General features: G+C 68.1%; 21 protein-coding genes. 13 read left to right on the top strand and 8 right to left on the bottom strand.

Annotated elements, in window-relative coordinates; translation table 11 throughout:
• Positions 1 to 83: 83 nt before the first annotated feature.
• Positions 84 to 1,043 (bottom strand): MBL fold metallo-hydrolase, encoded by a 960-nt coding sequence (locus tag WK25_RS23950; RefSeq protein WP_069242924.1) that lies wholly within the window; start codon positions 1,041 to 1,043, stop codon positions 84 to 86.
• Positions 1,044 to 1,220: 177 nt separating this feature from the next.
• On the opposite strand from WK25_RS23950, the gene WK25_RS23945 reads away from it, so the two are divergent.
• On the top strand, positions 1,221 to 2,879 hold the full coding sequence (locus WK25_RS23945; protein ID WP_069242923.1) for an IclR family transcriptional regulator: 1,659 nt from the start codon (positions 1,221 to 1,223) through the stop codon (positions 2,877 to 2,879).
• Between the two features lie 262 nt (positions 2,880 to 3,141).
• A complete protein-coding gene (locus WK25_RS30815; RefSeq protein WP_226209086.1) occupies positions 3,142 to 3,285 on the top strand; it encodes a hypothetical protein in 144 nt (47 codons plus the stop codon).
• A 437-nt stretch (positions 3,286 to 3,722) separates the two neighbouring features.
• Here the strand turns inward: WK25_RS30815 and WK25_RS23940 are convergent, their stop codons facing one another.
• The gene (locus tag WK25_RS23940) at positions 3,723 to 4,205 is read right to left on the bottom strand and encodes an Lrp/AsnC family transcriptional regulator (RefSeq protein WP_069242922.1); all 483 of its coding nucleotides are present in this window, start codon (positions 4,203 to 4,205) and stop codon (positions 3,723 to 3,725) included.
• Positions 4,206 to 4,488: 283 nt separating this feature from the next.
• Here WK25_RS23940 and WK25_RS23935 point away from each other — a divergent pair, with 283 nt between their 5' ends.
• The 3 genes from WK25_RS23935 (at position 4,489) to WK25_RS23925 (ending at position 7,936) form a co-directional block, all read left to right on the top strand.
• Entirely contained in the window at positions 4,489 to 5,136 is a 648-nt protein-coding gene (locus tag WK25_RS23935) for a LysE family translocator (RefSeq protein ID WP_069242921.1), read from the top strand.
• A gap of 91 nt (positions 5,137 to 5,227) precedes the next feature.
• Positions 5,228 to 5,659 carry a YqaA family protein gene (locus tag WK25_RS23930; RefSeq protein WP_069243524.1) on the top strand — a complete coding sequence of 144 codons (432 nt, stop codon included), beginning with the start codon at positions 5,228 to 5,230 and terminating at the stop codon, positions 5,657 to 5,659.
• Between the two features lie 294 nt (positions 5,660 to 5,953).
• Positions 5,954 to 7,936: a methyl-accepting chemotaxis protein gene (locus WK25_RS23925; RefSeq protein WP_069242920.1), complete on the top strand. Its 1,983-nt coding sequence runs from the start codon at positions 5,954 to 5,956 to the stop codon at positions 7,934 to 7,936.
• 44 nt (positions 7,937 to 7,980) lie between these two features.
• Here the strand turns inward: WK25_RS23925 and WK25_RS23920 are convergent, their stop codons facing one another.
• The gene (locus WK25_RS23920) at positions 7,981 to 9,633 is read right to left on the bottom strand and encodes an acyl-CoA synthetase (RefSeq protein ID WP_040139730.1); all 1,653 of its coding nucleotides are present in this window, start codon (positions 9,631 to 9,633) and stop codon (positions 7,981 to 7,983) included.
• A gap of 168 nt (positions 9,634 to 9,801) precedes the next feature.
• Here WK25_RS23920 and WK25_RS23915 point away from each other — a divergent pair, with 168 nt between their 5' ends.
• The 7 genes from WK25_RS23915 to WK25_RS23885 all read left to right on the top strand — a co-directional run bounded on the left by WK25_RS23915 (position 9,802) and on the right by WK25_RS23885 (position 19,586).
• Positions 9,802 to 10,566 carry a Crp/Fnr family transcriptional regulator gene (locus WK25_RS23915; RefSeq protein WP_069242919.1) on the top strand — a complete coding sequence of 255 codons (765 nt, stop codon included), beginning with the start codon at positions 9,802 to 9,804 and terminating at the stop codon, positions 10,564 to 10,566.
• 228 nt (positions 10,567 to 10,794) lie between these two features.
• Positions 10,795 to 13,962 (top strand): efflux RND transporter permease subunit, encoded by a 3,168-nt coding sequence (locus WK25_RS23910; RefSeq protein WP_069242918.1) that lies wholly within the window; start codon positions 10,795 to 10,797, stop codon positions 13,960 to 13,962.
• A gap of 36 nt (positions 13,963 to 13,998) precedes the next feature.
• Positions 13,999 to 15,231, top strand: a complete 1,233-nt coding sequence (locus tag WK25_RS23905; protein WP_069242917.1) for an efflux RND transporter periplasmic adaptor subunit — start codon at positions 13,999 to 14,001, stop codon at positions 15,229 to 15,231.
• Between the two features lie 5 nt (positions 15,232 to 15,236).
• Positions 15,237 to 16,736, top strand: a complete 1,500-nt coding sequence (locus WK25_RS23900) for an efflux transporter outer membrane subunit (RefSeq protein ID WP_069242916.1) — start codon at positions 15,237 to 15,239, stop codon at positions 16,734 to 16,736.
• Positions 16,737 to 16,757: 21 nt separating this feature from the next.
• Positions 16,758 to 17,453, top strand: coding sequence for a heavy metal response regulator transcription factor (locus WK25_RS23895; RefSeq protein WP_040139725.1), 696 nt, complete (start codon positions 16,758 to 16,760; stop codon positions 17,451 to 17,453).
• Positions 17,450 to 18,895: a heavy metal sensor histidine kinase gene (locus tag WK25_RS23890; protein ID WP_069242915.1), complete on the top strand. Its 1,446-nt coding sequence runs from the start codon at positions 17,450 to 17,452 to the stop codon at positions 18,893 to 18,895. The genes WK25_RS23895 and WK25_RS23890 overlap by 4 nt, the downstream gene beginning before the upstream one ends.
• A 94-nt stretch (positions 18,896 to 18,989) precedes the next feature.
• On the top strand, positions 18,990 to 19,586 hold the full coding sequence (locus WK25_RS23885; RefSeq protein ID WP_040139723.1) for a LysE family translocator: 597 nt from the start codon (positions 18,990 to 18,992) through the stop codon (positions 19,584 to 19,586).
• 145 nt (positions 19,587 to 19,731) lie between these two features.
• Here the strand turns inward: WK25_RS23885 and WK25_RS23880 are convergent, their stop codons facing one another.
• Positions 19,732 to 20,580, bottom strand: a complete 849-nt coding sequence (locus tag WK25_RS23880; RefSeq protein WP_069242914.1) for an AraC family transcriptional regulator — start codon at positions 20,578 to 20,580, stop codon at positions 19,732 to 19,734.
• A gap of 159 nt (positions 20,581 to 20,739) precedes the next feature.
• Here WK25_RS23880 and WK25_RS23875 point away from each other — a divergent pair, with 159 nt between their 5' ends.
• Positions 20,740 to 21,534 carry an SDR family NAD(P)-dependent oxidoreductase gene (locus WK25_RS23875; RefSeq protein ID WP_040139722.1) on the top strand — a complete coding sequence of 265 codons (795 nt, stop codon included), beginning with the start codon at positions 20,740 to 20,742 and terminating at the stop codon, positions 21,532 to 21,534.
• A gap of 39 nt (positions 21,535 to 21,573) precedes the next feature.
• Here the strand turns inward: WK25_RS23875 and WK25_RS23870 are convergent, their stop codons facing one another.
• The 4 genes from WK25_RS23870 to WK25_RS23855 all read right to left on the bottom strand — a co-directional run bounded on the left by WK25_RS23870 (position 21,574) and on the right by WK25_RS23855 (position 25,340).
• Positions 21,574 to 21,948, bottom strand: a complete 375-nt coding sequence (locus tag WK25_RS23870) for a hypothetical protein (protein ID WP_040139721.1) — start codon at positions 21,946 to 21,948, stop codon at positions 21,574 to 21,576.
• Positions 21,949 to 22,168: 220 nt separating this feature from the next.
• The gene (locus WK25_RS23865; RefSeq protein WP_040139720.1) at positions 22,169 to 23,239 is read right to left on the bottom strand and encodes an AI-2E family transporter; all 1,071 of its coding nucleotides are present in this window, start codon (positions 23,237 to 23,239) and stop codon (positions 22,169 to 22,171) included.
• Between the two features lie 159 nt (positions 23,240 to 23,398).
• Positions 23,399 to 24,508 (bottom strand): NADH:flavin oxidoreductase/NADH oxidase, encoded by a 1,110-nt coding sequence (locus tag WK25_RS23860; RefSeq protein WP_069242913.1) that lies wholly within the window; start codon positions 24,506 to 24,508, stop codon positions 23,399 to 23,401.
• A gap of 145 nt (positions 24,509 to 24,653) precedes the next feature.
• Positions 24,654 to 25,340, bottom strand: coding sequence for a type 1 glutamine amidotransferase domain-containing protein (locus WK25_RS23855; protein WP_040139718.1), 687 nt, complete (start codon positions 25,338 to 25,340; stop codon positions 24,654 to 24,656).
• Positions 25,341 to 25,610: the final 270 nt, after the last annotated feature.

Here is a 25,610-nt window from a genome sequence, read left to right as displayed (position 1 = left end):
GGCTCCCCGGACGGCTGCGCAATACCGTCAGCGCCCGGAGAGCCTTCAGGAAAACGGCGGAACGTGCGCCCGCCGCAACCCGGTCAGTCCTGCAGCGCGTCCCACATTTCCTTGTCGCGCTGCGCGGTCCAGATGCGCGGATGCGTGATCCCGCTCGCCTCGTCGAACGCGCGCGACACGTCGAACGGCAGACAGTGCTCGTAGATGAACACGTGGCCGAACTTCGGATCCATCGCTTCGCGCGTGAGCGCCATCGACGCCTTCAGGTCGAGCTTGCGCTCGACGGCCTTGCGGCCCTGCTCGAGCAGCGTCGTCACGAAATCCTTCGTGTAGTCGAGGCCCTTGTTCACGTCGGCCGGATTCAGCAACGCGGGGCCGCGGCCGGGCACGAGCTTTTCGGCGCCGAGCGCGCGCAGCGCTTCGAGCGTGGCCGGCCACTGCTCGAGCTGTGCGTCGCCGCAATAGCAGGCCGCGTCGTATTCGACGAGGTCGCCCGAGAACAGCACCTTTTGCGACGGCAACCACACGATCGTGTCGCCCTTCGTGTGACCGGAGCCGACGTGCATGATCTTCACTTCGAGCTTGCCGAGGAACAGCGTGATCTCGCGCTCGAACACGAGCGTCGGCCACGTCAGTCCCGGTACCGTCTCGACGCCCGCGAACAGTCGCGGGAAGCGCTCGATCTCCGACTTCATGTCGGCCTCGCCGCGCTCGACGATCATCTCGTAGGTGCCGCGGCTCGCGATCACGTGCTGCGCGCCTTCGGCGAAATACGCGGACGCGCCGAGCACGCGCACCGCGTGGTAATGCGACAGCACGACGTGCTTGATCGGCTTGTCGGTCACGCTGCGGATCTTCGCGATCAGGTCCTGCGCCATCGCCGGCGTCGCCGTCGTATCGACGATCAGCACGCTGTCGTCGCCGACGATCACGCCCGAGTTCGGGTCGCCTTCGGCGGTGTATGCGTACGCATTCTCGGACAGCTGCGTCCAGGTGATTTTCTTCTCTTCCAGATCGGCTTGGGAGGCGAATGCTTTGGCCATTGTGCGTTCCGTGGCTGCGAGCCATGTGTTGAGGGGAATGCACCGATCATCGGCTCGCATCGATAATTTGTCAATGCCAAAGTCACTTGCTATTTTCTAATACGGGTAAACCTCCGGGCTGGCGCGTGAAATGGCGTCGGATACCATGCGGGGTTTCGTCAACGGAACACTCATCGCGTGCAGAACCACGAAGTCAGCGCAGACGACGCGCCAGCCAAAGCGCAGCGCGGGATCCAGAGCGTCGAGGTCGGCGGCCGGCTGCTGGAGGCGCTCGCGCGCCGGCGCAAGCCGCTCGGGCTGTCGGAGCTGGCGGCCGCGGCCGACCTGTCGACCGCGCAGGCACACACTTATCTCGTCAGCCTCACGCGGCTCGCGCTCGTGAAGCGCGACGCGCTCACCGGCAACTACGAACCGGGGCCGCTGGCGCTGCGGCTCGGGCTGATGTCGATCGAACGGCAGCCCGCGTATCGCGCCGCGCTGCCACACGCGGCGCGGCTCGCGGAAACGGTCGGGCTCAGCGTCGCGCTGTCGGTGCCCGGCGTGCTCGGGCCGACGATCGTGCGGATCGAGCACGGCGGCTATCCGCTGCACGTGAACCTGCACGTCGGCTCGGTGATGTCGCTCGACACGACGGCCACCGGCCGCGTGTTCCGCGCGTTCGGCGAGCCCGCGCAGATCGACGCGATGGCGGCGAGCCAGGCCGGCGCCGGCGGTACGCTCGCGGGCGCCGACAGCGATCGGCCGGCATCCGATGCCGATGCGTGGCGGGCCGAACTCGACGCGATCCGTGCACGCGGGATAGAGCGCGGCGTCGATCGGCCAAGCCCGGGCGTGAGCGCGATGAGCGTGCCGGTGCTGGATGCGCACGGACGGCTGCAGCTCGCGCTGACGGTCATTGGTTCGACCGGCTCGATCGACGTCGGCTGGGACGGCCCGATCGCGACGGCGTTGCGCGATGCGGCGCGGCAGGCGACCGCGTCCCTCTATGCCGAACGTGACGCCTCGACGCTTGTGCCGGCGCCGGCGTCGCCGTCGGCTGGCCAGCGCATGCCGCCCGCGCTCGCCGACGACACGAAGACGCAACGCGGCATCAACGCGCTCGACAGCACGGGCGAACTGCTGCTCGCGCTCGTATCGACGGGCCGTGCGCTGCCGCTGCGCGACCTCGCGGCGGCGGCCGGCATGCCGGCCGCGAAGGCGTTTCCGCATCTGGTGAGCCTGCAGAAGATCGGCTTGCTGAGCCGCGATGACGCCGGCTGCTTCGGCGGCGGCCCGCTCGGCCAGGCACTCGGGCTGATCGCGATGCAACGCGTATCGCCGACGCGCGACGCGGAGGCGGAAATCGTCGCGCTGGCCGCAGCGACCGACATGAGCGTGGCCGCCGCGACGCTCGGGCCGCTCGGCCCGACCGTGATCCGGCTCGAGGAATCTTCGCGGCCGCAGCACGTGAGCCTGCAGGTCGGCACGGTGATGTCGCTCGTGAATACGGCGATCGGGCGAATCTTCGCGTCCGGCATGTCCGACGACGTGCTCGCCGGCCTGCTCGCGGACGAACCGGTGCGCCTCGCGGGCGTCGCGACGCAGATCGACGACGCGTTCCGCGCCCGGCTCGCGGCGATTCGCGCGGATGAACTCGATTTCGCGTTCGATGCCCCGGTGCCCGGCATCGGCACGATCGCTGCGCCCGTGTTCGACCACACCGGCAGCATCCGGCTCGTGATCGCGATCATCGGCTCGTCGCGCGGCTTTCCGCGCGGGCCGGACAGCCCGCTCGCGCACACGCTGCGCGCCGCCGCGCGCCGCCTGTCATGGCGGTTCGGGTGGATCGGCGGGTAATCGCCGTCCCCCGCCGCCGCGCACATTCGACGGCTTCATTCCGGTTTTCCAGCCCTGTTGCTCGTCAATGCGCGGCCCGTGCACACCCGCACGGGCCTCGCCACGCCTGGCGCGTCCTGCGGACGGCCGTCCTCACGGCCGTTGCGCGCCAGCAACATCAATCGTCAGAAATTCTCATATAACGAAATCGCATTTCACAAAGCGGTGACGTTCCTCTATGATTAGGGTTATCCCTAACTCACCACCTACATGGGGCTTCGTCATGCAAACGTCTAATGTCTCCGATCGTTCCACCCAATCCGCTGGCTGGCTCGCACGCATTGGCGAGCTGCTCGCAGAAGCATGGGCGCTGCACCTCGAGAACTGCGAAGTCATCGCTGAAGCACACGCACGCCTGCCGCGCTAAGCGCACCGACTGGCCGCCGCCGGCGGCACGATATCCGGCTCACCCGCCGCCGGGACGCGCGCCGAAAGGCCGTCGCGTCCGGCATCGGCGCATCTGACGGCTGCAAGCAAGAAGGCTGAATGGCGCTGACCTGAAGCGCTCGCGCGACGTGAGCGCTGAGCGGCAATTGCGGGGGCTGCCCAGCGTATGTCGGCACGATGCAAGCCGCCGGGTTGCCGGATTGTCCGGCTTCGCGCGTGAGCAGCGCGCCAGCGCCGCGTCGCGCCGCGTCCTCGTCGTGACGGAAGAATCATCCGTCTTTCTGCCCCCGCTGACGCGTTCATCGCGTGTCGTGCGCCAGGGTTGGCCCACCGGTCGCTACAGCCCGATTACGCACACTTCCGCCCCTCGCCGCGAACCGGTACTCCACGACGCTGCGCCGCTTTCCACCGCCGACGTCAAACCTGAATCGACGGCACGTCCTTCATGCAGCGCAGCGCGAACATCGACCGGCTGTGACGAATGCTCGAAATCTTGTACAGCTTCTCGCGCAGAAAGCGCTCATAGCCCGCCGTCCCGTCCACCGCGACCTTGATCCAGTAGTCGTACTCTCCCGACACCAGATACGCCTCCAGCACCTCGGGCAGCGCCGCGAGCTCCGCGCCGAAACGCGCAAGCGCGTCGTCTTCGTGGCGATCCAGCGTGACCTCGAGGATCACGATGTCCGCATAGCCGAGCATGCGCTGGTTGACGAGCGCGACGTAGCCGTCGATGTAGCCGTCAAGCTCGAGCTGCCGCGTGCGGTTCCAGCATGCGGTGGTCGACATGCCGATCTGCTCGGCGAGTTCGGCGTTCGACAGGCGCGCGTTTTTTTGCAGCGCAGCGAGGATCTTGCGGTCCTGGTTGTCGAGGGTTTTCGGCGCGCGTTCGCGGGTTGCCATGATAGAAAGAATCTTCTACTGAAAATCGGCATTCTATCTGAACGGCATTCCGGTTTCGGCGCAGTTTTGCTGGAAAACAGGAAGCCTTTTAACCGGGCTGCTTGATACATTTTCTCCATGCCTGTCGTCCGGCACGCTCCCCGCGACAACCCCTTCGCCCGGGACGCCCGGCCGCAATCACGAGTTGCGGCGCCGGACACGCAGGCATGCATTGTCCCGCCATCCGCGCGCCTATCCGGTTGCACGGACCGGCGCCTGATACTCCGTTTTTCGCACCTCCGTCATGTCGTTCAGGCTTTATCTGTCGTTCCTCGCCGCATCCGCCGTCCTTATCTACGCCCCCGGCCCCGTCAACCTCCTCACGATGAACCATGCGTTGCGCGCCGGCTGGCGTCGCGCGCTGCCGTGCGTGTGGGGCGGCACACTCGCCGTGCTGCTGCAGCTCGCGCTGACCGCGCTGTGCCTGAATTCGCTGGTCCACCTCGACGAACACGCGCTCACCGTGCTGCGCTGGACCGGCGCCGCTTATCTCGTCTGGCTGGGCTGCAAGCAATGGCTCAGCCGCGCGCCGGCCGCTGCCGCCAACGCACCGGCGGAAACCGGCGCTACGGCCGCCGGCGGCACCGACACGGGGCGCGCATTGTTCTGGCGCGGCGTCGCGACGTCCGGCCTGAACCCGAAGACGCTGCTGTTCTTCCCGTCGTTCTTCCCGCAGTTCATCGTTGCCGACGCCGACTGGAGCCTGAACGCGCAATTCCTGCTGCTCGCGGCGACGTTCGCGGTGCTGTTTGCCGGCGGCGTCGCATCGATGGCGCTGTTCTCGCACCGGCTGAGCCGCGCATTGCAGCGTCCGGCGCGGATGCGCGCGATGAATCGCGTGACGGGCGGGCTGCTGGTCGGGATGGGCGCGATCATGGCCGGCTGGAACTGAACGGCCGCGCGCGGCCGCCCGGACGATGTCGTCGGGCGCCGCCACCGTGCGTCGCGCCATCCGGGGCGGCACGCGCCGGTACAATCGCGCGATGTCCGAATTGCTCACCTACGGCGGCCTGTTCGCCGTGTCGATGGTCGCCGCGACCTTGTTCCCGCTCCAGTCCGAAGCCGTGCTCGCCAGCCTGCTGCTTGCCGGCCGCGAGCCCGTATGGGCGCTGGTGCTCGTCGCGAGCGTCGGCAACGTCGCGGGCTCGGCAATCAATTGGGGGCTCGGCCGCGGCATCGAGCGCTTTCGCGACCGTCGCTGGTTTCCGGTGAAGCCTGCCGCGCTCGCACGTGCCGAAGGCTGGTACAGGCGCTACGGCCGCTGGTCGCTGCTGCTCAGCTGGGCGCCGGTGATCGGCGATCCGCTGACGGTGATCGCCGGCGTGCTGCGCGAACCGCTGCCGACCTTCATCGCGATCGTCACGCTCGCGAAGGTCGGGCGGTATCTCGCCGTCGCGTGGCTCGTCACGTCCTGACGCTGCCCGCGCCGACACTGCTTCCTCCATCGCTGGTTCACGTCGGCACTTCGGATCGCGCCTTCGTGTCGCCCCTTCGCCTCACCACTTCGCCTCACCCCATCGTCGCGCCCCATCGTCTTGCCCTTCGTCTTGCCCCTTCGTCTTGCCCCTTCGCATCGCCCCTTCGCCTCGCCGCGGTCGCCTCGCCGGCCGCATCGCACCGCTAAAGATTTCGCCGAAGCTGCCGTATTCCTTACAGTAGTGCGGTGACGCGTGCGTTCCGCCTCTCTCCCTCCCCACTCAGGATGCCGCATGAGATTGAAACAATTGGGCCGGGCGAGCGTCGGCGCGCGCCTGGCGGCACTCGCGTGTGTGCTCGTCGCGCTGCTGTTCACCGTCTTCTCATGGGCGCTCGCCCATTTCGCCGGTCAGCAACTCGCCGATGAGGCCCACGCCCGCATCGCCGACAAGGAGCAGTCGATCCGCGCAATGGTCGAGGTGTTCGACAAGGCGCTGTCCGCCGAAGCCAGCCGCGCGATGTCGCTGTTCGCGAGCTTCCTGCCGGCCGATTTCGCACTCGATGCGACGCGCACCGTCGACATCGGCGGCGTTGCCGCGCCCGTGCTGTCCGCGGGCGGCCAGCCGCTGAACCTCGATTACGCGATTCCCGACCAGTTCCTGAAGAAGAGCGGCGCGATCGCGACGATCTTCGCGCGCGACGGCGACGATTTCTTGCGCGTCACGACGTCGCTGAAGAAACAGGACGGCACGCGCGCGGTGGGCACGCGCCTCGACCGCGCCGGGCCCGCGTACGCGCCGCTCATGGCCGGACGCAGCTACACGGGGCTTGCGAAACTGTTCGGCCGGCCGTACATCACGCAGTACAAGCCCGTCACCGACGCGACGGGGCGCGTGATCGGCGCGCTGTTCGTCGGCCTCGACGTCGGCGCCGAACTGCAGGCCGTCCAGGACGGCATCCGCGCGCTGAAGATCGGCGACAACGGCTACTACTTCGTGCTCGATGCGTCGCAGGGCGCGGCGCGCGGCACGTTCGTCGTGCATCCGGACGCGGCCGGCCAGCGCGCCGACGACACCCGTGCGCCCTACGCGCAGATGCTCGCGGCCGGCGAAGGCCGGCTCGCGTACACGTCGGCCGATCCGGCCGCTCACGACACGCGGCCCACCGCGAAATTCGTATCGTTCACGACGATTCCGCAATGGCAGTGGCTCGTCGGCGGCATTGCGCTCGACGACGAACTGCTGGCCGACATGCGCACCACCCGCAACCGTTTTCTGCTGATCGCGGCCGTGCTCGTCGCCGCGTTCGCTGCGCTGTTCGTCATCGTCGTGCGACGCGTCGTGAGCCAGCCGCTCGACGCAGCCGCCCGCGCATCGGAACGTTATGCCGCGGGCGACCTCAGCATCCGGATCCGCGACGGTTCACGCGTTCGCGGCACCGCGGGCAACGACGAAATCGGGCGGCTCGTGCAGGCGGTCGACGGCATCGGCGACGGCCTCGCGCGGATCGTCGCGCAGGTGCGCAGCGGCGCGTCGGACATCGCGCGCGGCACCGTCGGCATCGCGGCGGGCAGCGGCGACATCGCCGCGCGGATCGCGACGCAGGCGAGCAGCGTCGAACAGACGGCCGCGAGCATGGAGCAGATCACGGCCGCCGTGCAGCAGAATGCCGAGCACGCGGCGCAGGCGAACGCGCTGGTCGCGGACGCATCGGCCGCCGCGACCGACGGCGACACGGCGGTGCAACGCGTGGTCGCGACGATGGACGACATCGGCCGTGCGACGCGCCGGATCGCCGAAATCACGAGCACGATCGAAGGCATCGCGTTCCAGACCAACATTCTCGCGCTGAATGCGGCCGTCGAAGCCGCACGCGCGGGCGAGCATGGCCGGGGCTTCGCGGTGGTCGCGGCCGAGGTGCGCGCGCTCGCTCAACGCAGCGCGGCCGCGGTCAAGGAAATCGACGCGCTGAGCGCCGAATCGTCGACGACCGTCGAACAGGGTTACCAGATCGCGGACGCCGCGCGCGGCACGATGCGCGACATCGTCCAGCGCGTCGAGCAAGTCAGCACGCTGATCGGCGAGATCAGCGCCGCGTCGCGCGAGCAGTCGACCGGCATCGAGCAGGTGAACCACGCGATCACGCAGATCGGCGAGGCGACGCAGCAGAACGCGACGTTGATCACCGACGCGGAGCGCGCGGCCGTCGCGTTACGCGACCAGGCCGCACAACTGGCGGAAGCCGTCAGCGTGTTCAGGCTCGAGCGCGCCGCTTGACAGGCGGCGAACGGCCGGGCCGCCGCCCGGCCCGCGCGTCACTGTCACTTCTTGTCGCCGGCGAGGTCGATCGCCTTGTCCGAACCGACCGCGTTGCGCAACTGGAATTTCTGGATCTTGCCGGTCGACGTCTTCGGCAGTTCGCCGAAACGCACGGCCTTAGGCACCTTGAACCCCGCGAGCAACTGCCTGCAGTGCGCGACGATCTCCTCCTCGGTCGCACTCGCGCCATCGCGCAGCTCGACGAACGCGCACGGCACCTCGCCCCACTTCGGGTCCGGCATCGCGACGACCGCCGCGACCGCGACGGCCGGATGCCGGTACAGCGCATCCTCGACCTCGATGCTCGAGATGTTCTCGCCGCCGGAAATGATGATGTCCTTGCGGCGATCCTTGATGCGGATATAGCCGTCCGGCGTCAGCACGCCGAGATCGCCCGTATGGAACCAGCCGCCATGGAACGCTTCGTCGGTCGCCTTCGGATTCTTCAGATACCCCTTCATGCAGATGTTCCCGCGGAACATGATCTCGCCGAGCGTCTCGCCGTCGGCCGGCACCGGCGCCATCGTGTCCGGGTCGAGCACCGTCGCCCCCGCTTCCAGGTGATAGCGCACGCCCTGACGCGCATTGAGCCGCGCGCGTTCGTCGTCCGGCAAGTCGTCCCAGTGCGCCTGCTTCGCGCAGACGGTGGCCGGCCCGTAGACCTCGGTCAGCCCGTACACGTGCAGCAGGTCGAAGCCGATCTCTTTCATCTTCGCGATCACGGCCGGCGCCGGCGCAGCCCCGGCGACCATCGCGTGCACCGTGTGATCGATCCCTTCACGCAGCTCGGCCGGCGCGTTCGCAATCGCGCTCTGCACGATCGGCGCGCCGCAGTAGTGCGTGACGCGTTCGCGGCGAATCAGGTCGAACACGGTTTTCGCGTCGAACTTGCGCAGGCACACGTTCACGCCCGCGCGCGCCGCGACCGCCCACGGGAAGCACCAGCCGTTGCAGTGGAACATCGGCAGCGTCCACAGATACACCGCGTGCTTCGGCATGTCCCATTCGAGGATGTTGCTGATCGCCGCGAGATACGCGCCACGGTGGTGATAGACGACGCCCTTCGGGTCGCCCGTCGTGCCGGACGTGTAGTTCAGCGCGATCGCGTCCCACTCGTCGGCGGGCAGCGTCCATGCGTGGTCGGGATCCCCGCCGGCAACGAACGCTTCGTAATCGGTCGCACCCGCGAAGCGGGCGGGGTCGGCGGGCATCGCGTCGGCGACGCTGACGATCTTGAGCCCCGGCACTTCGAGCGCCGCGCGCTGCGCGAGATCCGCGTATTCGGTATCGACGATCAGCACCTTCGCCTCGCCGTGACGCAGCATGAACAGCACCGACGCAATGTCGAGCCGCGTATTGATCGTATTGAGCACCGCGCCGGCCATCGGCACGCCGAAGTGCGCCTCGACCATCGCCGGAATGTTCGGCAGCAGCGCCGCGACCGTGTCGCCGCGCGCGACGCCGGCCTGCGCGAGCGCGCTCGCGAGTTGTCGGGCACGCGTGTACGTTTCGGCCCACGTGCGGCGTACGTCGCCGTGCACGATCGCGAGGCGCTCGCCGTAGACTTCGGCCGCGCGGACCAGAAAATCGATCGGCGTGACCGGCACGTAGTTGGCATCGCGGCGGCCGAGTCCGGCCTCGAACATCTGCGTCATGATCCTGTCTCCCGGTTTCTGTCGACCGGCGTGCACGCACCCCGGATCGTTTTGATGTGGTTCAATTGGCGACAGCCTAACGGGCGCTATTGTGAGCCGTCTGTCATCGAAACGACAGAGTGCGCGCCAAGCGCTGCGCGTTATCCCTATCCTCGCAAACCCGCATCCATGCACGACCGCTCCGTTGCGCCGCCCGACGCGGCCGCCCTCGCTTCCAGCCCGGCCGACATACCGCCCGAAGCGGGGCCGCTGCCACCGCTGTCCGCGCTGTTCGGCCAATGCGCGTGGTTCCGCGCGCTCGCGCCGGAACACCAGGCGCTCGTGCTCGCGCAGTCGCGCGCCGAGCAGCGCGAGGCCGGCGACGTGATCGCGCAGCGGCTCGCGCCGTCCGAATACTGGATCGGCGTGCATCGCGGGCTGTTGAAGCTCGCGATCTTCAATGCATCGGGCCGCGGCTGCACGTTTTCCGGCGTGCCGTCGGGCGGCTGGTTCGGCGAAGGCAGCGTGATCAAGCGCGAGCTGCGCAAATACGAAGTGGTCGCGGTCCAGCGCTCGACCGTGCTGTTCGTGCCGGTCGACACGTTCCACGCGCTGCTCGACACGAGCCTGCCGTTCACGCGCTTCGTGATCCACCAGCTGAACAACCGGATGGGCGAATTCATCGCGTCGATCCAGAACAGCCGGCTGCTCGACGTCGACGCGCGTGTCGCGCAGGCGCTCGCACAGCTGTTCAACCCCGCGCTGTACCCGGACACCGGCCCGTCGCTCGCGATCTCGCAAGAGGAACTGGGGATGCTCGTCGGCGTGTCGCGGCAGCGGATCAACCAGGCGCTGCAGCAGCTCGAGAAACTCGGCGTGCTGCGGCTCGCGTACAACCAGATCGACGTGGTCGACCTCGCCGCGCTCGCGCGGGTCGGGATGGAGCAGATCTGAGCGGCGCGCGGTGAACCGAATCGTCTATGCGGGGGATTGGCCGGCCGGTGCGACAGCGACGCGCCGGAGGGTGCATACGCGCGCATTTGATCCGATGAATCGGCCGGCCGTCGACGCATCCCAATCTGACAATCCCGCCAGTTTCGCGCCAGTAACCCGATCCGCCCCGACGCCTATCATTCGGGTTCCCTTCACCGCCGCCTGAACACCGCCTGTCCCGCCGCCTCCATGTGGATCGTCAATCTCGCGCTCAGGCGCCCCTACACGTTCATCGTGATGGCCATCATGATCGTGCTGGCCACGCCGCTCGCGCTGATGCGCACGCCCGTCGACGTGCTGCCCGCGGTCAATATCCCCGTCATCAGCGTGATCTGGAATTACAACGGCTTCTCCGCATCGGAGATGACCAACCGGATCACGGCCGTCCATGAGCGCGTGCTGACGACCACCGTCAGCAACATCCAGCACATCGAGTCGACGTCGCTGCCGGGCATCGCGGTCGTGAAGGTGTTCCTGCAGCCAGGCGCGAACGTGCAGACCGCGATCGCGCAGACGGTGTCGTCCGCGCAGGCGATCGTGCGGCAGATGCCGCAGGGCGCGACGCCGCCGCTCGTCATCACGTACTCGGCGTCGAGCATCCCGGTGATCCAGCTCGGGCTGTCGAGCAAGACGCTCAGCGAACAGTCGCTCGCCGACATCGCGCTCAACTTCCTGCGCCCGCAGCTGATCACGATTCCCGGCGCGCAGATCCCGTTCCCGTACGGCGGCCGCACGCGGGTCGTCGCGATCGATCTCGATCCGCAGGCGCTGCTCGCGAAAGGCTTGACGCCCGCCGACATCGTCAACGCGGTCAACGCGCAGAACCTCGTGCTGCCGACCGGCACCGCGAAGATGGGCCGGACCGAATACCGGATCGACACGAACGCGTCGGCCGACACGATCGCCGACATCGGCAACCTGCCGGTGCTGACCGTCGGCGGCGCGACGACCTATTTGCGCGAAATTGCGTCGGTGCGCGACGGCTTCGCGCCGCAGACGAACGTGGTGCGTCAGAACGGCCAGCGCGGCGTGCTGATGTCGATCCTGAAGACCGGCGACGCATCGACGCTGAAGGTCGTGTCGGACCTGAAGGCGCTGCTTCCGAAGGTGATCCCGACGCTGCCCGAAGGGCTCACGATCACGCCGCTGTTCGACCAGTCGGTGTTCGTCAACGCCGCCGTGCAGGGCGTGATCCACGAGGCGCTGATCGCCGCCGTGCTAACGGCGATGATGATCCTGCTGTTCCTCGGCAACTGGCGCAGTACGCTGATCATCGCGATCTCGATTCCGCTGTCGATTTTCACGTCGCTGATCGCGCTGTCCGCACTCGGCGAGACCATCAATATCATGACGCTCGGCGGCCTCGCGCTTGCGGTCGGGATTCTCGTCGACGATGCGACGGTCACGATCGAAAACATCGAGCGGCACCTGCATCTCGGCACGAACCTGCACGATGCGATTCTCGAAGGCGCGGGAGAAATCGCGGTGCCGGCATTCGTGTCGACGCTGTGCATCTGCATCGTCTTCGTACCGATGTTCTTCCTGACGGGCGTCGCGCGCTACCTGTTCGTGCCGCTCGCCGAAGCCGTGGTGTTCGCGATGCTCGCGTCGTATGTGCTGTCGCGCACGCTCGTGCCGACGCTTGCGATGCTGCTGTTCCGCCCGCAGCAGGCGAGCGCCGGCCCGCACCATTCGACGTCGCGTTTCGCGCGCGTCCATCACGCGTTCAACGACGCGTTCGAGCGGCTGCGCGCGTGGTATATCGTGCTGCTCAGCATGCTGCTGGTGCGGCGCCGCTTTTACGCGACATGCTTCCTCGGCTTCTGCGTGCTGTCGACCGGGCTCGTGTTCGTGCTCGGCCGCGACTTCTTCCCAAACGCCGATTCCGGCAACATCCGGCTGCACATGCGCGCACCGACCGGCTACCGGATCGAGGAAACCGCGCGCCTCGCCGACCAGGTCGAACGCACGATCCGCGAAGCGGTGCCGCCCGACGAGCTCGGCGCGATCGTCGACAACCTCGGGCTGCCGGTGAGCGGGATCAACCTGTCGTACAGCAACAGCGGCACGATCGGCACGCTCGACGGCGAACTCATGATCGCGCTGAAGCCGGGCCACCGATCGACGCAGCACTACGTGCAGACACTGCGCACGCTGCTGCCGCAGCGCTTCCCGGGCGTCGAGTTCTTCTTCCAGCCGTCGGACATCATCACGCAGATCCTCAACTTCGGTCAGCCGGCCGCGATCGACCTGCAAGTGCTCGGCAACGATCTCGCGAGTAACATGGCTATCGCGGGCAGCCTGATGAAAAAGATCAGGCAAATCCCCGGCGCCGTCGACGTGCACGTACTGCAGCGCAACGACGAACCGACACTGGTGGCCGACATGGACCGTACGCGCATGCAGCAGCTCAGCCTGTCCGCGCAGAACGTCGCGCAGAACATGCTGATCTCGCTGTCCGGCAGTTCCCAGACGACGCCGTCGTTCTGGATCAATCCGCGCACCGGCGTCCAGTACCCGCTGCAGATCCAGACCCCGCAATACGACATCGCGTCGATCGACGACCTGCTCGGCACGCCGGTGTCCGCGGCTGGCCGCACGGGCACGCCGCTGCAACTGCTCGGCAACCTCGTGCAGATCCATCCGGTTGCGAACCCGGCCGTGGTCACGCACTACAACATCCGCCCGGCGATCGACCTGTACGTCAGCGTTGAGGGCCGCGATCTCGGCTCGGTCGCGGGCGAGATCGACCGGATCGTGTCCGATGCGCGCGCGAAGCTGCCGCGCGGCACCGACCTGTCGATCCCCGGCCAGGTCGAAACGATGCGGACGTCGTACGTCGGTCTCGGCGCGGGCGTCGCGATGGCGATCGTGCTCGTCTACCTGCTGATCGTCGTGAATTTTCAGTCGTGGCTCGATCCGCTGATCATCATCAGCGCGATGCCGGCCGCGCTCGCCGGCATCGCATGGATGCTGTTCGTCACCGGCACGCACCTGAGCGTGCCGGCGCTGACCGGCGCGATCATGACGGTCGGCGTCGCGACCGCGAACAGCATTCTCGTCGTATCGTTCGCGCGCCAGCGCATCGCCGCCGGCGCGCCGCCGCTCACGGCCGCGCTCGAGGCCGGCGCGACGCGAATCCGCCCGGTGCTGATGACGGCGCTGGCGATGATCATCGGGATGGTGCCGATGGCGCTCGGTCTCGGCGAAGGTGCGGAGCAGAACGCGCCGCTCGGCCGCGCGGTGATCGGCGGGCTCCTGTTCGCCACCGTTTCGACGCTGCTGTTCGTGCCGCTCGTGTTCGGCGGCGTGCATGCGCGGCTGGCCCGCCGGCGCGCGCGCCAGGCCGGACGCTGATTTTCGCCCTACTACCCGGTTGAATTGGTTGAATTCATGGAAGAGAAACATCACAGCTCCGTCGGCATCCAGGTGAACGAACACGGCATGCACCTGCCGACGCGCACGTCGGTGTCGCGGCGCGGGCGGCTCGTCCTGATCGTGATCGGCGTGCTGCTGGCCGCCGGCGCGGCGCGCACGATCGTCGTCAACGTGCTCAACCGCCATCACCTCGACGCGGTCGCCGAGCAGAACACGCGCCAGTACGTGAGCGTCGCGCATCCGGTCGATGCGGCAACCGGCGGCAAGCTGACGCTGCCCGGCACGCTGCGCGGCTTCGTCGAGGCGCCGATTTATGCGCGTGCCAGCGGCTACGTACTGCGCTGGCAGGCCGACATCGGCGCGCACGTGAAACAGGGGCAGGTGCTCGCCGAGCTCGATACGCCCGAGCTGAACCAGGAACTCGCGCAGGCCACCGCGCAGCGCCAGCAGGCGCAGGCCGCGCTCGCGCTCGCGAAGACGTCGTTCGAGCGAGCGCAGCAGTTGCGCCAGCGCGATGCGGTGTCGCAGCAGGAGTTCGACGACCGGCAAGGCGCGTTCAACCAGGGCACGGCGACGCTCGCGGCGGCCGACGCGAACATGCGCCGGCTCACCGAGCTGAAGGGCTTCCAGCGCATCGTCGCGCCGATCGACGGGATCGTCACGCAGCGCAACGTCGACGTCGGCGATCTCGTCAGTTCCGGCAACGCGGGCCGCTCGCTGTTCACGGTCGTGCAGGCCGACCGGCTGCGCCTTTACGTGCAGGTGCCGCAGGCCTATGCGCAGCAGATCAAGGTCGGCCAGCACGTGAGCGTCGCGCAGGCCGAGCTGCCCGGTCAGACCTTCGACGGCACGATTACCCGCACGTCGCAGGCGATCGACGTCGCGACCCGTTCGCTGCAGATCGAGATCACGCTGCCGAACCCGGACGGACGGCTGCTGCCCGGCGCGTACGTGCAGGCGACGCTGCCGATGACGCCGGTCGGCCGCCTGCAGATTCCGGCCAATACGTTGCTGTTCCGCGGCGAAGGGCCGACGGTCGCGACCGTCGACGCGAACGGCCGCGTGCATCTGAAAGCCGTGACCGTCGTGCGAACGATCGGGCAGACGCTCGAAGTCGACGGCCCGCTGACGCCGAACGACCGCCTCGTCGAAAACCCGGGCGACGCGCTTGCGAACGGCGACACGGTCGTCGTGCAGGCCGCGCCGCCGGCAAAACCGGCGTCCGCGGTTGCCGGAGCGAAGTCGTGAGCGCGATGCGCGCCCGCCTGCGCTCCGCCGCGATCGGCGCCGTCGCGCTCGGCGCGGCCGCGGCGCTGGCCGGCTGCATGGTCGGCCCCGACTACCGGCGCCCCGCCGTCGACACGCCGGCCACGTGGCGGCTCGATCCGGCCGACGCGTATTGGCACCCGGCCGCGCCGGCCCGCGCGCCGCTCGACCCGGCCTGGTGGACCGCATTCGGCGACGCACAGCTCGATGCGCTCGAAGCCGACGCGCTGCGCAACAACCAGAACCTGAAGGCCGTCGCCGCGCGTTACGAGCAGGCAAAGGCGACACTCGCGTCGGTTGCGTCCGCGCAATATCCGGCCGTCGGGCTGAACGCGAGCGGCCAGCGCTTCAAGATCTCCGGCGACCGGCCGCAGACCAACTACGCGACGAAAAGCATGTCGACCGTGCAGAACGAGATCCAGGTCGGCGCGAGCGTCAGCTACGAGCTCGACCTGTTCGGCCGCGTGCAGCGCAACCTCGAAGCCGCGCAGGCCAGCTCCGAGCAGGCGCGCGACGATTTTGCGAACGCGCGCCTGGTGCTGACGGCCGACCTCGCATCGAGCTATTTCGCGTTGCGCGAGCTCGACGCCGAGATCGACGTCGTCAGGCGTTCGATCGACCTGCAGCAGAAGGCGCTCGACTACGTGAGCGCGCGCCACGATCTCGGCGCCGTGTCCGGCCTCGACCTGCTACAGCAACGCGCACAGCTCGATGCGACGCGCACGCAGGCGCAGTTGCTGATTCAGCAGCGCGCACAGGTCGAAACGGCGATCGCGACGCTGGTCGGCACGCCGGCCCCCGCATTCTCGCTGCCGCCGCGCGTCGTGCCGATCAACGCGCCGGCGCTGCCGACCGGCATGCCGAGCGACCTGCTGCAGCGGCGGCCCGATGTCGCGTCGGCCGAGCGCGCGATGGCCGCTGCGAATGCGCAGATCGGCGTCGCGCGCGCCGCGTATTTCCCGCGCATCGCACTGTCGCCGGACATCGGCTGGGATGCGACGCGCTTCTCCGCGCTGTTCACCGTGCCGGCGCTGCTGTGGTCGGTCGGCGCGTCGGTAAGCCAACCGCTGTTTCAGGGCGGCAAGCTGAAGGCCGGCGTCGACTTCGCGCAGGCCGGCTACGTGGCCGCGCAGGCCGGTTACCGGCAGACGGTGCTCACCGCGTTCCAGGAGGTGCAGAATGCGGTGACGGGGCTGTCGGTGCTCGCGCAGGCGGCGCAACAGGCATCGGCGGCCGTCGACGACGCGCGCAAGCTGGTCTCGCTCGCGCAGGACCGCTACGCCGGCGGCCTGACGCCGTTCATCGACGTGCTGACGGCCCAGCAGCAGTTGCTGACGAGCGAACGCCAGGCCGTGCAGATCCAGGGCCAGCGCGCGGCGCTCGTCGTGTTTCTCGCGAAGGCGCTCGGCGGCGGCTGGGACGGCGCCGCCGCATCGACCGACGTCGCGGCGGCCGGCCCGCAGCCCGCCGCGAGCGTCGGCCCCTAACCCGGTTACGCAAATACGCCCATGAAAGTCCTGATCGTCGAAGACGAACCGAAAGTCGTCGAATACCTGAAGAGCGGCCTGACCGAGGAAGGCTGGGTCGTCGATACCGCGCTCGACGGCGAGGACGGCGCATGGAAGGCCGTCGAATTCGATTACGACGTCGTCGTGCTCGACGTGATGCTGCCGAAGCTCGACGGCTTCGGCGTGCTGCGCGCGTTGCGCGCACAGAAGCAGACGCCGGTGATCATGCTGACCGCGCGCGACCGCGTCGACGATCGCGTGCGCGGGTTGCGCGGCGGCGCCGACGATTATCTGACCAAGCCGTTCTCGTTTCTCGAACTGATCGAGCGGCTGCGCGCGCTGACCCGCCGTGCACGCGTGCAGGAATCGACGCTGATCTCGATCGGCGACCTGCGCGTCGACCTGATCGGCCGCCGCGCGACCCGCGACGGCACGCGCCTCGATCTGACCGCACAGGAATTCCAGCTGCTCGGCGTGCTCGCGCGGCGCAGCGGCGAAGTGCTGTCGAAGACGACGATCGCCGAACTCGTGTGGGACGTGAACTTCGACAGCAACGCGAACGTCGTCGAAACCGCGATCAAGCGCCTGCGCGCGAAGCTCGACGGCCCGTTCGCGGAGAAGCTGCTGCACACGATCCGCGGGATGGGCTACGTGCTGGAGGCGCGCGACGAAGGCGACGCGGAGCGGCACGCATGAAACGCTCGATCACCCTGCGCCTGTCGGCGATGTTCGGCATCGTGTCGCTGCTCGTGTTCACGCTGGTCGGCTGCGGGCTGTTCGTGATGATGGAGCGCCAGTTGCTCGCCGAGCTGCGCGCAACGATCGACACGCGTGCGAAGGTCGCGCAGATGATCGTGTCGCACGCGACGACGGCCGTGCGCGGCCGGCTGATGCAGGAAAAGCTTGCCGACCTGGAACCGCCCGACGGGTCGACGCGCTACCACGTCGACAGCCCCGACGCCGATTTCCGCTACGGCCATCCGGTCGACGGCGTGCCCGTCGGCCGACCTTTCGGTGCATTCCAGCAGTACGCGCTCAACAACAGCAGCTACGACGTGATGACGAAGACCGTCGCGATCGCAGGCAGCGGCGAGCGTCCGGACGTGAAGCTGATCGTTGCGTCGTCGTGCGAGCGCACGCAGCGGATGCTGCGCCGTTTCGCGTGGACGCTCGCGGCGCTGATTGCGACGGCGACCGTGCTCACGCTGCTGCTGAGCCGCGCGGTTGCCCGCTTCGGGCTCGCGCCGCTCGAGCGGCTGTCGCAGGATGCCGCGGCGATCAGCGCGACCAATCGCCGCCAGCGGCTGCACACCGACGCGCTGCCGACCGAGCTGCGCGATCTCGCGGCGTCGTTCAACGGTGCGCTCGAGCGCATCCAGCAGACTTATGCGCGGCTCGAGGCGTTCAATGCCGACGTCGCGCACGAGTTGCGCACGCCGATCAGCATCCTGATCGGCCAGACCCAGGTCGCGCTGACGAGCCGCGACCGCTCGGTCGACCGGATGCGCCAGACGCTGCAGTCGAACCTCGAGGAATTCGAACGGCTGCGCGTGATCATCAATGACATGCTGTTTCTGTCGCGCAGCGATCGCGGCGAACGCGCGACCGATCTGAAGCAAGTGTCGCTCGCCGACGAAGTGCGGCGCATGCTCGATTTCCTCGAGATCCCGCTCGACGAGGCGCAACTGCGTGCCGAACTGCATGGCGACGCGCGTGCGGCCGTCGATCCTTCGCTGTTCCGCCGCGCGATGACGAACCTGCTGATCAACGCGATCCAGCATTCGGCGCCCGGCTCGACGCTGACCGTGACGATCACGCGGCACGACTCGCTCGTCGACGTGTCGGTCGCGAATCCGGGCGAGCCGATCGACCCCGTGCAACGCTCGCACGTGTTCGAGCGCTTCTACCGCCTCGAAGAGGCGCGCGCGAACAGCAAGGAGAATCACGGGCTCGGGCTGTCGATCGTCAAGGCCGTCGCGGAAATGCATGGCGGCAGCGTGTTCGTCGCATGCTCGGGCGGGATCAATACGTTTGGTTTCTCGGTGTCGACACAACCGGGCGGCGGCCCGATGCGCACGAACGACGCCGACGATCCGCAACCGCTGCGCCCGGCGCCCGCGCCGCGCGCATTGCATTGACGGCGGCGGCGCGCCGAGGGCAGTTTTCTTCAATACCGGCGCGCTCGGCTTCTTTAGTCTCGATGCGACTTTGACTATCGCATGGAGGCATTTGATGAGCATGCTGGTTTCGATGGCCGCGTTCGCGCTGGCGTCGTCGATCACGCCCGGTCCCGTCAACATCGTCGCGCTCAGCGCGGGCGCGCGCCACGGTCTGGGCGCGAGCCTGCGGTATGCGGCCGGCGCGACGCTCGGCTTCGTCGCGCTGTTTCTGCTGATCGGCCTCGGGCTGCACGCGGTGCTCGCGCGCTGGCCGATGCTAACCACCGCGATCCAGTGGTCCGGGATCGCGTTCCTGCTGTACCTTGCGCTGCGGCTCGCGCTCGATGACGGCCGGTTGCCCACCGATGACGACGCGCGGAATACGGCCGGCCCGTCAGCGGCGGCCGGCGCGGCGATGCAATGGCTGAATCCGAAAGCGTGGCTCGCGTGCGTGGCCGCGATGGGCGCGTATGCGGCCGACGGCGATCGCGCGCAGGTGTGGCAGTTCGCGGCGCTGTACCTGGTGATCTGTTTCGCGTCGATCGCGTGCTGGGCGTATGCGGGAGCGTCGCTGCGGCATCGGCTCGCCAATGCGCGGCGCATGCGCTTGTTCAACCGCGCGATGGCGTTGCTGCTGGCAGGCAGCGCACTTTATCTGCTCGACGTTTAGGATCGTCGCGGCGGATGTCGTTGTCGCAGGTTGCACAGTTGCGCAGGTGCCGCCGGCGAATGACGATGTAACGCGTCGCCCGACGTGGCGCATGCGGTCTGCGGTGTGCGATCTGCATGCCGCATCGGCCCGCCGTTTCCGCCGCTCAGTTTGCCGCGCTTCGATACTGCCCCGGCGTCGCGGCCGCGATGCGCCGGAACGCGCGCTGGAAGTGCGCCTGGTCCGCGAAGCCCGCATCGAGCGCGACGTCGGCGATCGGCCGGCCGCGGCGCAATTCGGCGCGGCCGTATTGCACGCGCCGATCGATCAGGAAAGCATGCGGCGTCATCCCGTAACGTGCGTTGAACGCCCGGATCAGGTACGACGGCGACAGGTCGGCCGCCGCGCAGATCGCATCCAGCGTGACGGCGTCGCGGCAATGCGACGCAATGTAGTCGGCCGCGCGCGCGAGCTTCGCGTTGTCGGTTCCGCGGCGCGCGTCGTTCGGCAACGTGCGGTCGAGCGCGCCGTGCAGCTGCGTGAAGAATTCAACGGCCGCGCTTTCCTTGCCGAGCGGATCGATGCCCGGCGCGACGAGCGTACGGTAAAAACGGCCGAACTGCGCGAACAGATCGCGGCGCTCCGTCAACTTCGGCGAAAACCCGTGAAAATCGCGATTCGGGTCGTGTCCCAGCGAATGCTGAAGCCGTGCGAGCCACGGCACGTCCACGTAGACCATTCGGTACGCCCACGCGTCCGGGCCATACGGATTGCACGCATGCACCTGCTCCGGATCGATGATCACGAGCACGCCGCGCCCGACGTGTTCCTTCGTCGCGCCGTTCAGATAGGTGCTCGTGCCGCCGACGATCGCGCCGACCGAAAACGTGTCGTGCGTGTGCTTCGCGTAGCAGATCGCGCGCCCGTCGTCGACGGTGCGCACCTCGATGAACGGCAACGCGGCGTCCCGCCAGAACGGCGACGGCACGGTAACGGTATGGGCGGAACGGCTCACGCGACGGACTCCCGGATCGGACGGCGAACGCACACCGTACAAGAGCGCGCGGCGCGATGCAACCGCGAGCCGACAATTCGCCGCCGAATCGCCTAAGCTTCGAATTCCGGCCCCGCGGCACGCGCGGCGGGTTTCGTTCCCTCTTCAACCGGTACGCTCATGCACATCGATCTGAAAGGCAAGACCGCGGTCGTCACCGCTTCCACCGCCGGCATCGGGCTGGCAATCGCAGAAGGGCTCGCGCGCGCGGGCGCACGCGTCGTCGTGAACGGACGCAGCGACAAATCGGTCGAGTCCGCACGCGCACAGCTGCGCGCCGCGGTGCCCGACGCGGACGTCGACGGCGTCGCCGCCGACCTGTCCGATGCCGCCGGCGCCGCACGCATCGCGCAGCACACGCCGGACGCGGACATCCTCGTCAACAATGCGGGCATCTACGGGCTGAAGGCGTTCTTCGACATCGACGACGCCGAGTGGGAGCATTACTTCCAGATGAACGTGATGTCCGGCGTGCGGCTCGCGCGGCATTACCTGAAGGGCATGCTCGCGCGCAATACGGGGCGCATCGTGTTCATTTCATCCGAATCGGGCCTGAACATCCCGGTCGACATGATTCACTATGGCTTCACGAAAACCGCGCAGCTGTCGATCGCGCGCGGCCTCGCAAAGCTCGCGGCCGGCACGAACGTGACGGTCAATTCGGTGTTGCCGGGGCCGACGATGTCGGAAGGCGTGCGCGAGATGCTGAAGGCGCAGGCCGACGAAACGGGCCGTAGCATCGACGACATCGCGGTGGAGTTCGTGCGCAGCGAGCGTTCGAGCTCGATCATCCGGCGGCCGGCGACGACGGAGGAAGTTGCGAACCTGGTCGTGTACGTATGCTCGCCGCAGGCATCCGCAACGACGGGCGCGGCGTTGCGGGTGGACGGCGGCGTGGTCGACACGATCGCGTGACGGCAACATGACACGCTAGCGCAGCGCGTTGCCGCCGTGCTATCGCGACGCGCTCTTGCGCGACTGAAGCGCGCCCTTGCGGTCTGCGTCCATGCACGTATCGAAGCCGTGTTGCGTGACGGCGCCGGCGTTGTCGAATACGACGAAGAAAGCACGGTGATCGTTGCCGTGCTCGATAAAGTAGTTGTAGCAGACGCCGCTGCCGTTGCGCACCATCCAGACGCTGCGCGGGTTGCCCCCCGCACGGACGACGTCGGCGCGCGTCGCGCCGTGCCTCGACGCGGCCCTCGCCAGCGGCGTGCGCGAATACGAGAACGGCAGCCACGAGTCGAACCATGCGCAGCCATGCAGCATCAGGCAACTGGCGGCCACGGACAGCGCGGCTGCGGGACGGGACATCGGAATCAATCGCATGCTTGGGGAAATCTGCTGCGCCACGGCGTGATCGAAAGCCCCATGCTACTAGACCTTTGGGTCCGGATCGAAAAGAAATGTAGAGACTTGTGTCCGATGTGCCGCAGTCCGCGGGCCGGTGCGTGCGCAATCGTCACGAACCGTTGCGGTGCCGCGGCGGTCCGCGCACGCGTTCGCACCGCCCAGCCGATGCGGAGAATCGGCGCGGCCGGGCGCATCGTCATGCGACCCATTCGGCCCACAGCATCGTCAACACGGTCATCAGCGCGGGACCCACGAACAGCCCGATCAGCCCGAACGTTTCGGCGCCGCCGAGGATGCCGAACAGCACGAGCAGAAACGGCAAGCGGGTCGAACTGCCGATCAGCACCGGCCGCACGAAATGCTCGGCAACGAACACGACCACGACGCCAACCGTCAGCACCACCACGGCCCACATCGTCGCGCCTTGCACGAACAGCCAGAGTGCCGCGCCGCAAAACACGATCGGCGCGCAGAACGGCAGCATCGCCGCGACGGCGGTGACGAGGCCGAGCAGCGCCGCATGCGGCACGCCGGCCAGCGCATACGCGACGCCGAGAATCGCGCCTTCGCCGATCCCGACGACGACGAGCCCCGTTACAGTGCCGTACACGGCTGCAACCATTCGCTCGATCAGTTCGCCGCCGCCGGCGCCGAACGCGCGCCGCACACCGTGCTGCAATGCGCCGGACAACTTGTGGCCGGCCCGCATGATCACGAACAGCGTGACCAGCATGAAGCCGAATTCGAACAGCGCATGCGCGAGCTTCGATCCGAACTGCCGACCGAACGCAATGACCTTCTCGCCGCTCGCGCCATGCATCGCCGCGCCGGCGTGCAGCGGATGACCGAGATTGGCCTGCCACCATTCGGTGATCTGCGCGGCGCCGTATGGCAGGCGGCTGATCACGTCGGGCAGCGCGATCCCGTTGTCCTGGATCGACTGCAGCCAGATGCGCAGGTCGTGCGCCTGCGCGATCGCCTGCCCGAGCGCGATCGCGACCGGCAGCACGATGAGGAGCGAAACGCCGGCGGTGATCACGGTCGCGATCAGGGTCGGCCGGTTGCGGAACCAGCGATCCGATTCGAAGCGTTTCAGCAGCGGCCACAGCGCGATCGCGATCACGCAGGCCCATGCGATTGCCGGAAGAAAATCGCGGATCACCCACAGCGCGAGCACCAGCAGCGCCGCGTACAGCACGGCGCGGGCGACCTGCTGAACGCGCGGCCGTGCGGCGGAATCGGAAGACGGCGGGACGTGTGCGCCCATGGCACCTCTGTCGAATTGAAAAATGACGGTTCGCGCAGGCTGGAAGCCTGATCGAACCGCCATTCTATCCATCGATCCCGCAATCGCATGCGCGCGGCATGCCAAGCATTGTCAAATGCGCGCCGCCGACGCGGCGGCGTCGCGCGGCGCGAGCGGCGCTCAGGCCGCCTTGTCGGCGACGCGGTAGCGCTCGAGCCAGTGCGCGTACGGCGCAGGCAACGTCCACGACGGACGTTCGACGCCGAGCTGCTTGGCCGCGTAGTACGGCCAGTGCGGGTCGGCCAGATGCGCGCGGCCGACCATCACCAGGTCGAGCTGCTGTTCGGCCACGACGCGATTGGCGAGTTGCGGCGTGTCGATTCCCCATGCGGACGACACCGGCAGGCCGGCCTCGCGCCGCACGCGCTCGGCGATCGGCGCGAGGAACGCCGGTCCCCACGGAATCTGCGCATCGGGCGTCGAGAAGCCGACCGACACGCTGAGCATGTCGAGCCCCTCCTCCTTCATCCGTCGCGTGAGCGCGATCGATTCGGCGAGCGTCTCTTCATCGCGGCCGTCGTATTCGATCACGCCGAGACGCGCAGTCAGCGGCAGGTGCTCCGGCCACACCTGACGAACGGCCTTCAGCGTGTCCACGAGGAAACGGCCGCGGTTCTCGGCCGAACCGCCGTACTCGTCGTCGCGCCGGTTCGAGTGCACCGAGAAGAAGCTCTGGCCGAGATAGCCGTGCGCGAAGTGCAGCTCGAGCCATTCGAAACCGAGGTCGCGGGCGCGCTTCGCCGACGCGACGAAGTCGGCCTGAACACGGGCGATGTCGTCGTGCGTCATCGCGCGCGGCGTCTTCGGCAGGTGCGCGCCGAACGGGATCGCCGACGGGGCGATGGTCTGCCAGCCGCGCGGATCCCCTTCAGGAATATGATCGTCGCCTTCCCACGGACGGTTCGCGCTCGCCTTGCGGCCCGCGTGCGCGATCTGGATGCCGGGCACCGCGCCGGCCGCCTTGATCGCCGCGACGGACGGCGCGAATGCGTCGGCCTGCGCATCGGTCCACAGACCGGCGCAGCCCGGCGTGATGCGGCCTTCCGGCGACACGGCCGTCGCCTCGGCGATCACGAGGCCCGCACCGCCGCGCGCGATGCCGGCCAGATGCACGTGATGCCAGTCGTTGACGACGCCGTCTTCGGCGACGTACTGGCACATCGGCGGCACCGCGATGCGGTTGCGCAGCGTAACGTCCTTGAGTTTGAACGGTTCGAACAGGGCAGACATCCACCACTCCTTTGATTGGTTCTGCGAAACGACTGGATGAGCCGCCGCGCAGTACGCACGACGGAACGATTCGGGCCGCCGCGGGGTGAATCGAGCCCGGCGGCGGAAACGGCCTGACGCCGGCGGCGCCGGCGCCGCGGCCGGCTTACGGGCGGCCGAGCTTCGCGAGCAGCGCCTCGGCCGCGGGCGCCGACGATGCGGGGTTCTGCCCCGTGATCAGCAGCCCGTCGGTGACGACATGCGGCGCCCAGTCGGCGCTGCGCTCGAACTGCGCGCCGTTGGTCTTCAGCATGTCCTCGACGAGAAACGGTACGACTTCCGTCAGCTCGACGGCCGCTTCCTCGCTGTTGGTGAAGCCGGTCACGCGCTTGCCGCGCACGACCGACTCGCCGGTTTTCGGGTCTTTCACGTGGCGCAGCACGCCGGGCGCATGACACACGGTCGCGACCGGCTTGCCGGCCGTCAACGCACGCTCGATCAGGCCGATCGAGTGCAGATCTTCGGCGAGATCCCACAATGGGCCGTGCCCGCCCGGGTAGAACACCGCGTCGTAATCGTCAATCGACACGTCGGCCAGCTTGCGCGTCGCGGCGAGCTCGGCCTTGGCAGCCGCATCCGCGTCGAAGCGGCGCGTCGCGTCGGTTTGCGCGGCCGGATCGCTGCTTTTCGGGTCGAGCGGCGGCTGGCCGCCCTTCGGCGACGCCAGCGTGAGTTCGACTCCGGCATCCTTGAACGCGTAGTACGGCGCGGCCAGTTCCTCGAGCCAGAAGCCGGTTTTCTTGCCGGTATCGCCGAGCGTGTCATGCGATGTCAGAACAACCAGAATCTTCATGATCGGACACTCCTTCGAAATGGGAGAACGGGGCCGCGTCGCTGCGGCAGCGCAGCGCATCCGGCGTGCCCGCCGCGACGGCGGCCTCGCCTGCCGGTTAGGCTGCGCGCATGCGCCAACGTGCGACGCGTCTGCCGAAAAATTTGAACCGCCTATTAGACCAGTCGTCTAGAAACGGACCAGAAAAAACGAGGGCGGGATGCGATCGGCGGCGGCAATGCACTGCATTGTCGCGCCACAACTGCATGCTGGAGGAGCAGCCTCGCGTTC

This window comes from Burkholderia latens (genome assembly GCF_001718795.1).
Taxonomy (GTDB): Bacteria; Pseudomonadota; Gammaproteobacteria; order Burkholderiales; family Burkholderiaceae; genus Burkholderia; species Burkholderia latens_A.
This window is presented reverse-complemented; position numbering and strand designations above follow the sequence as displayed.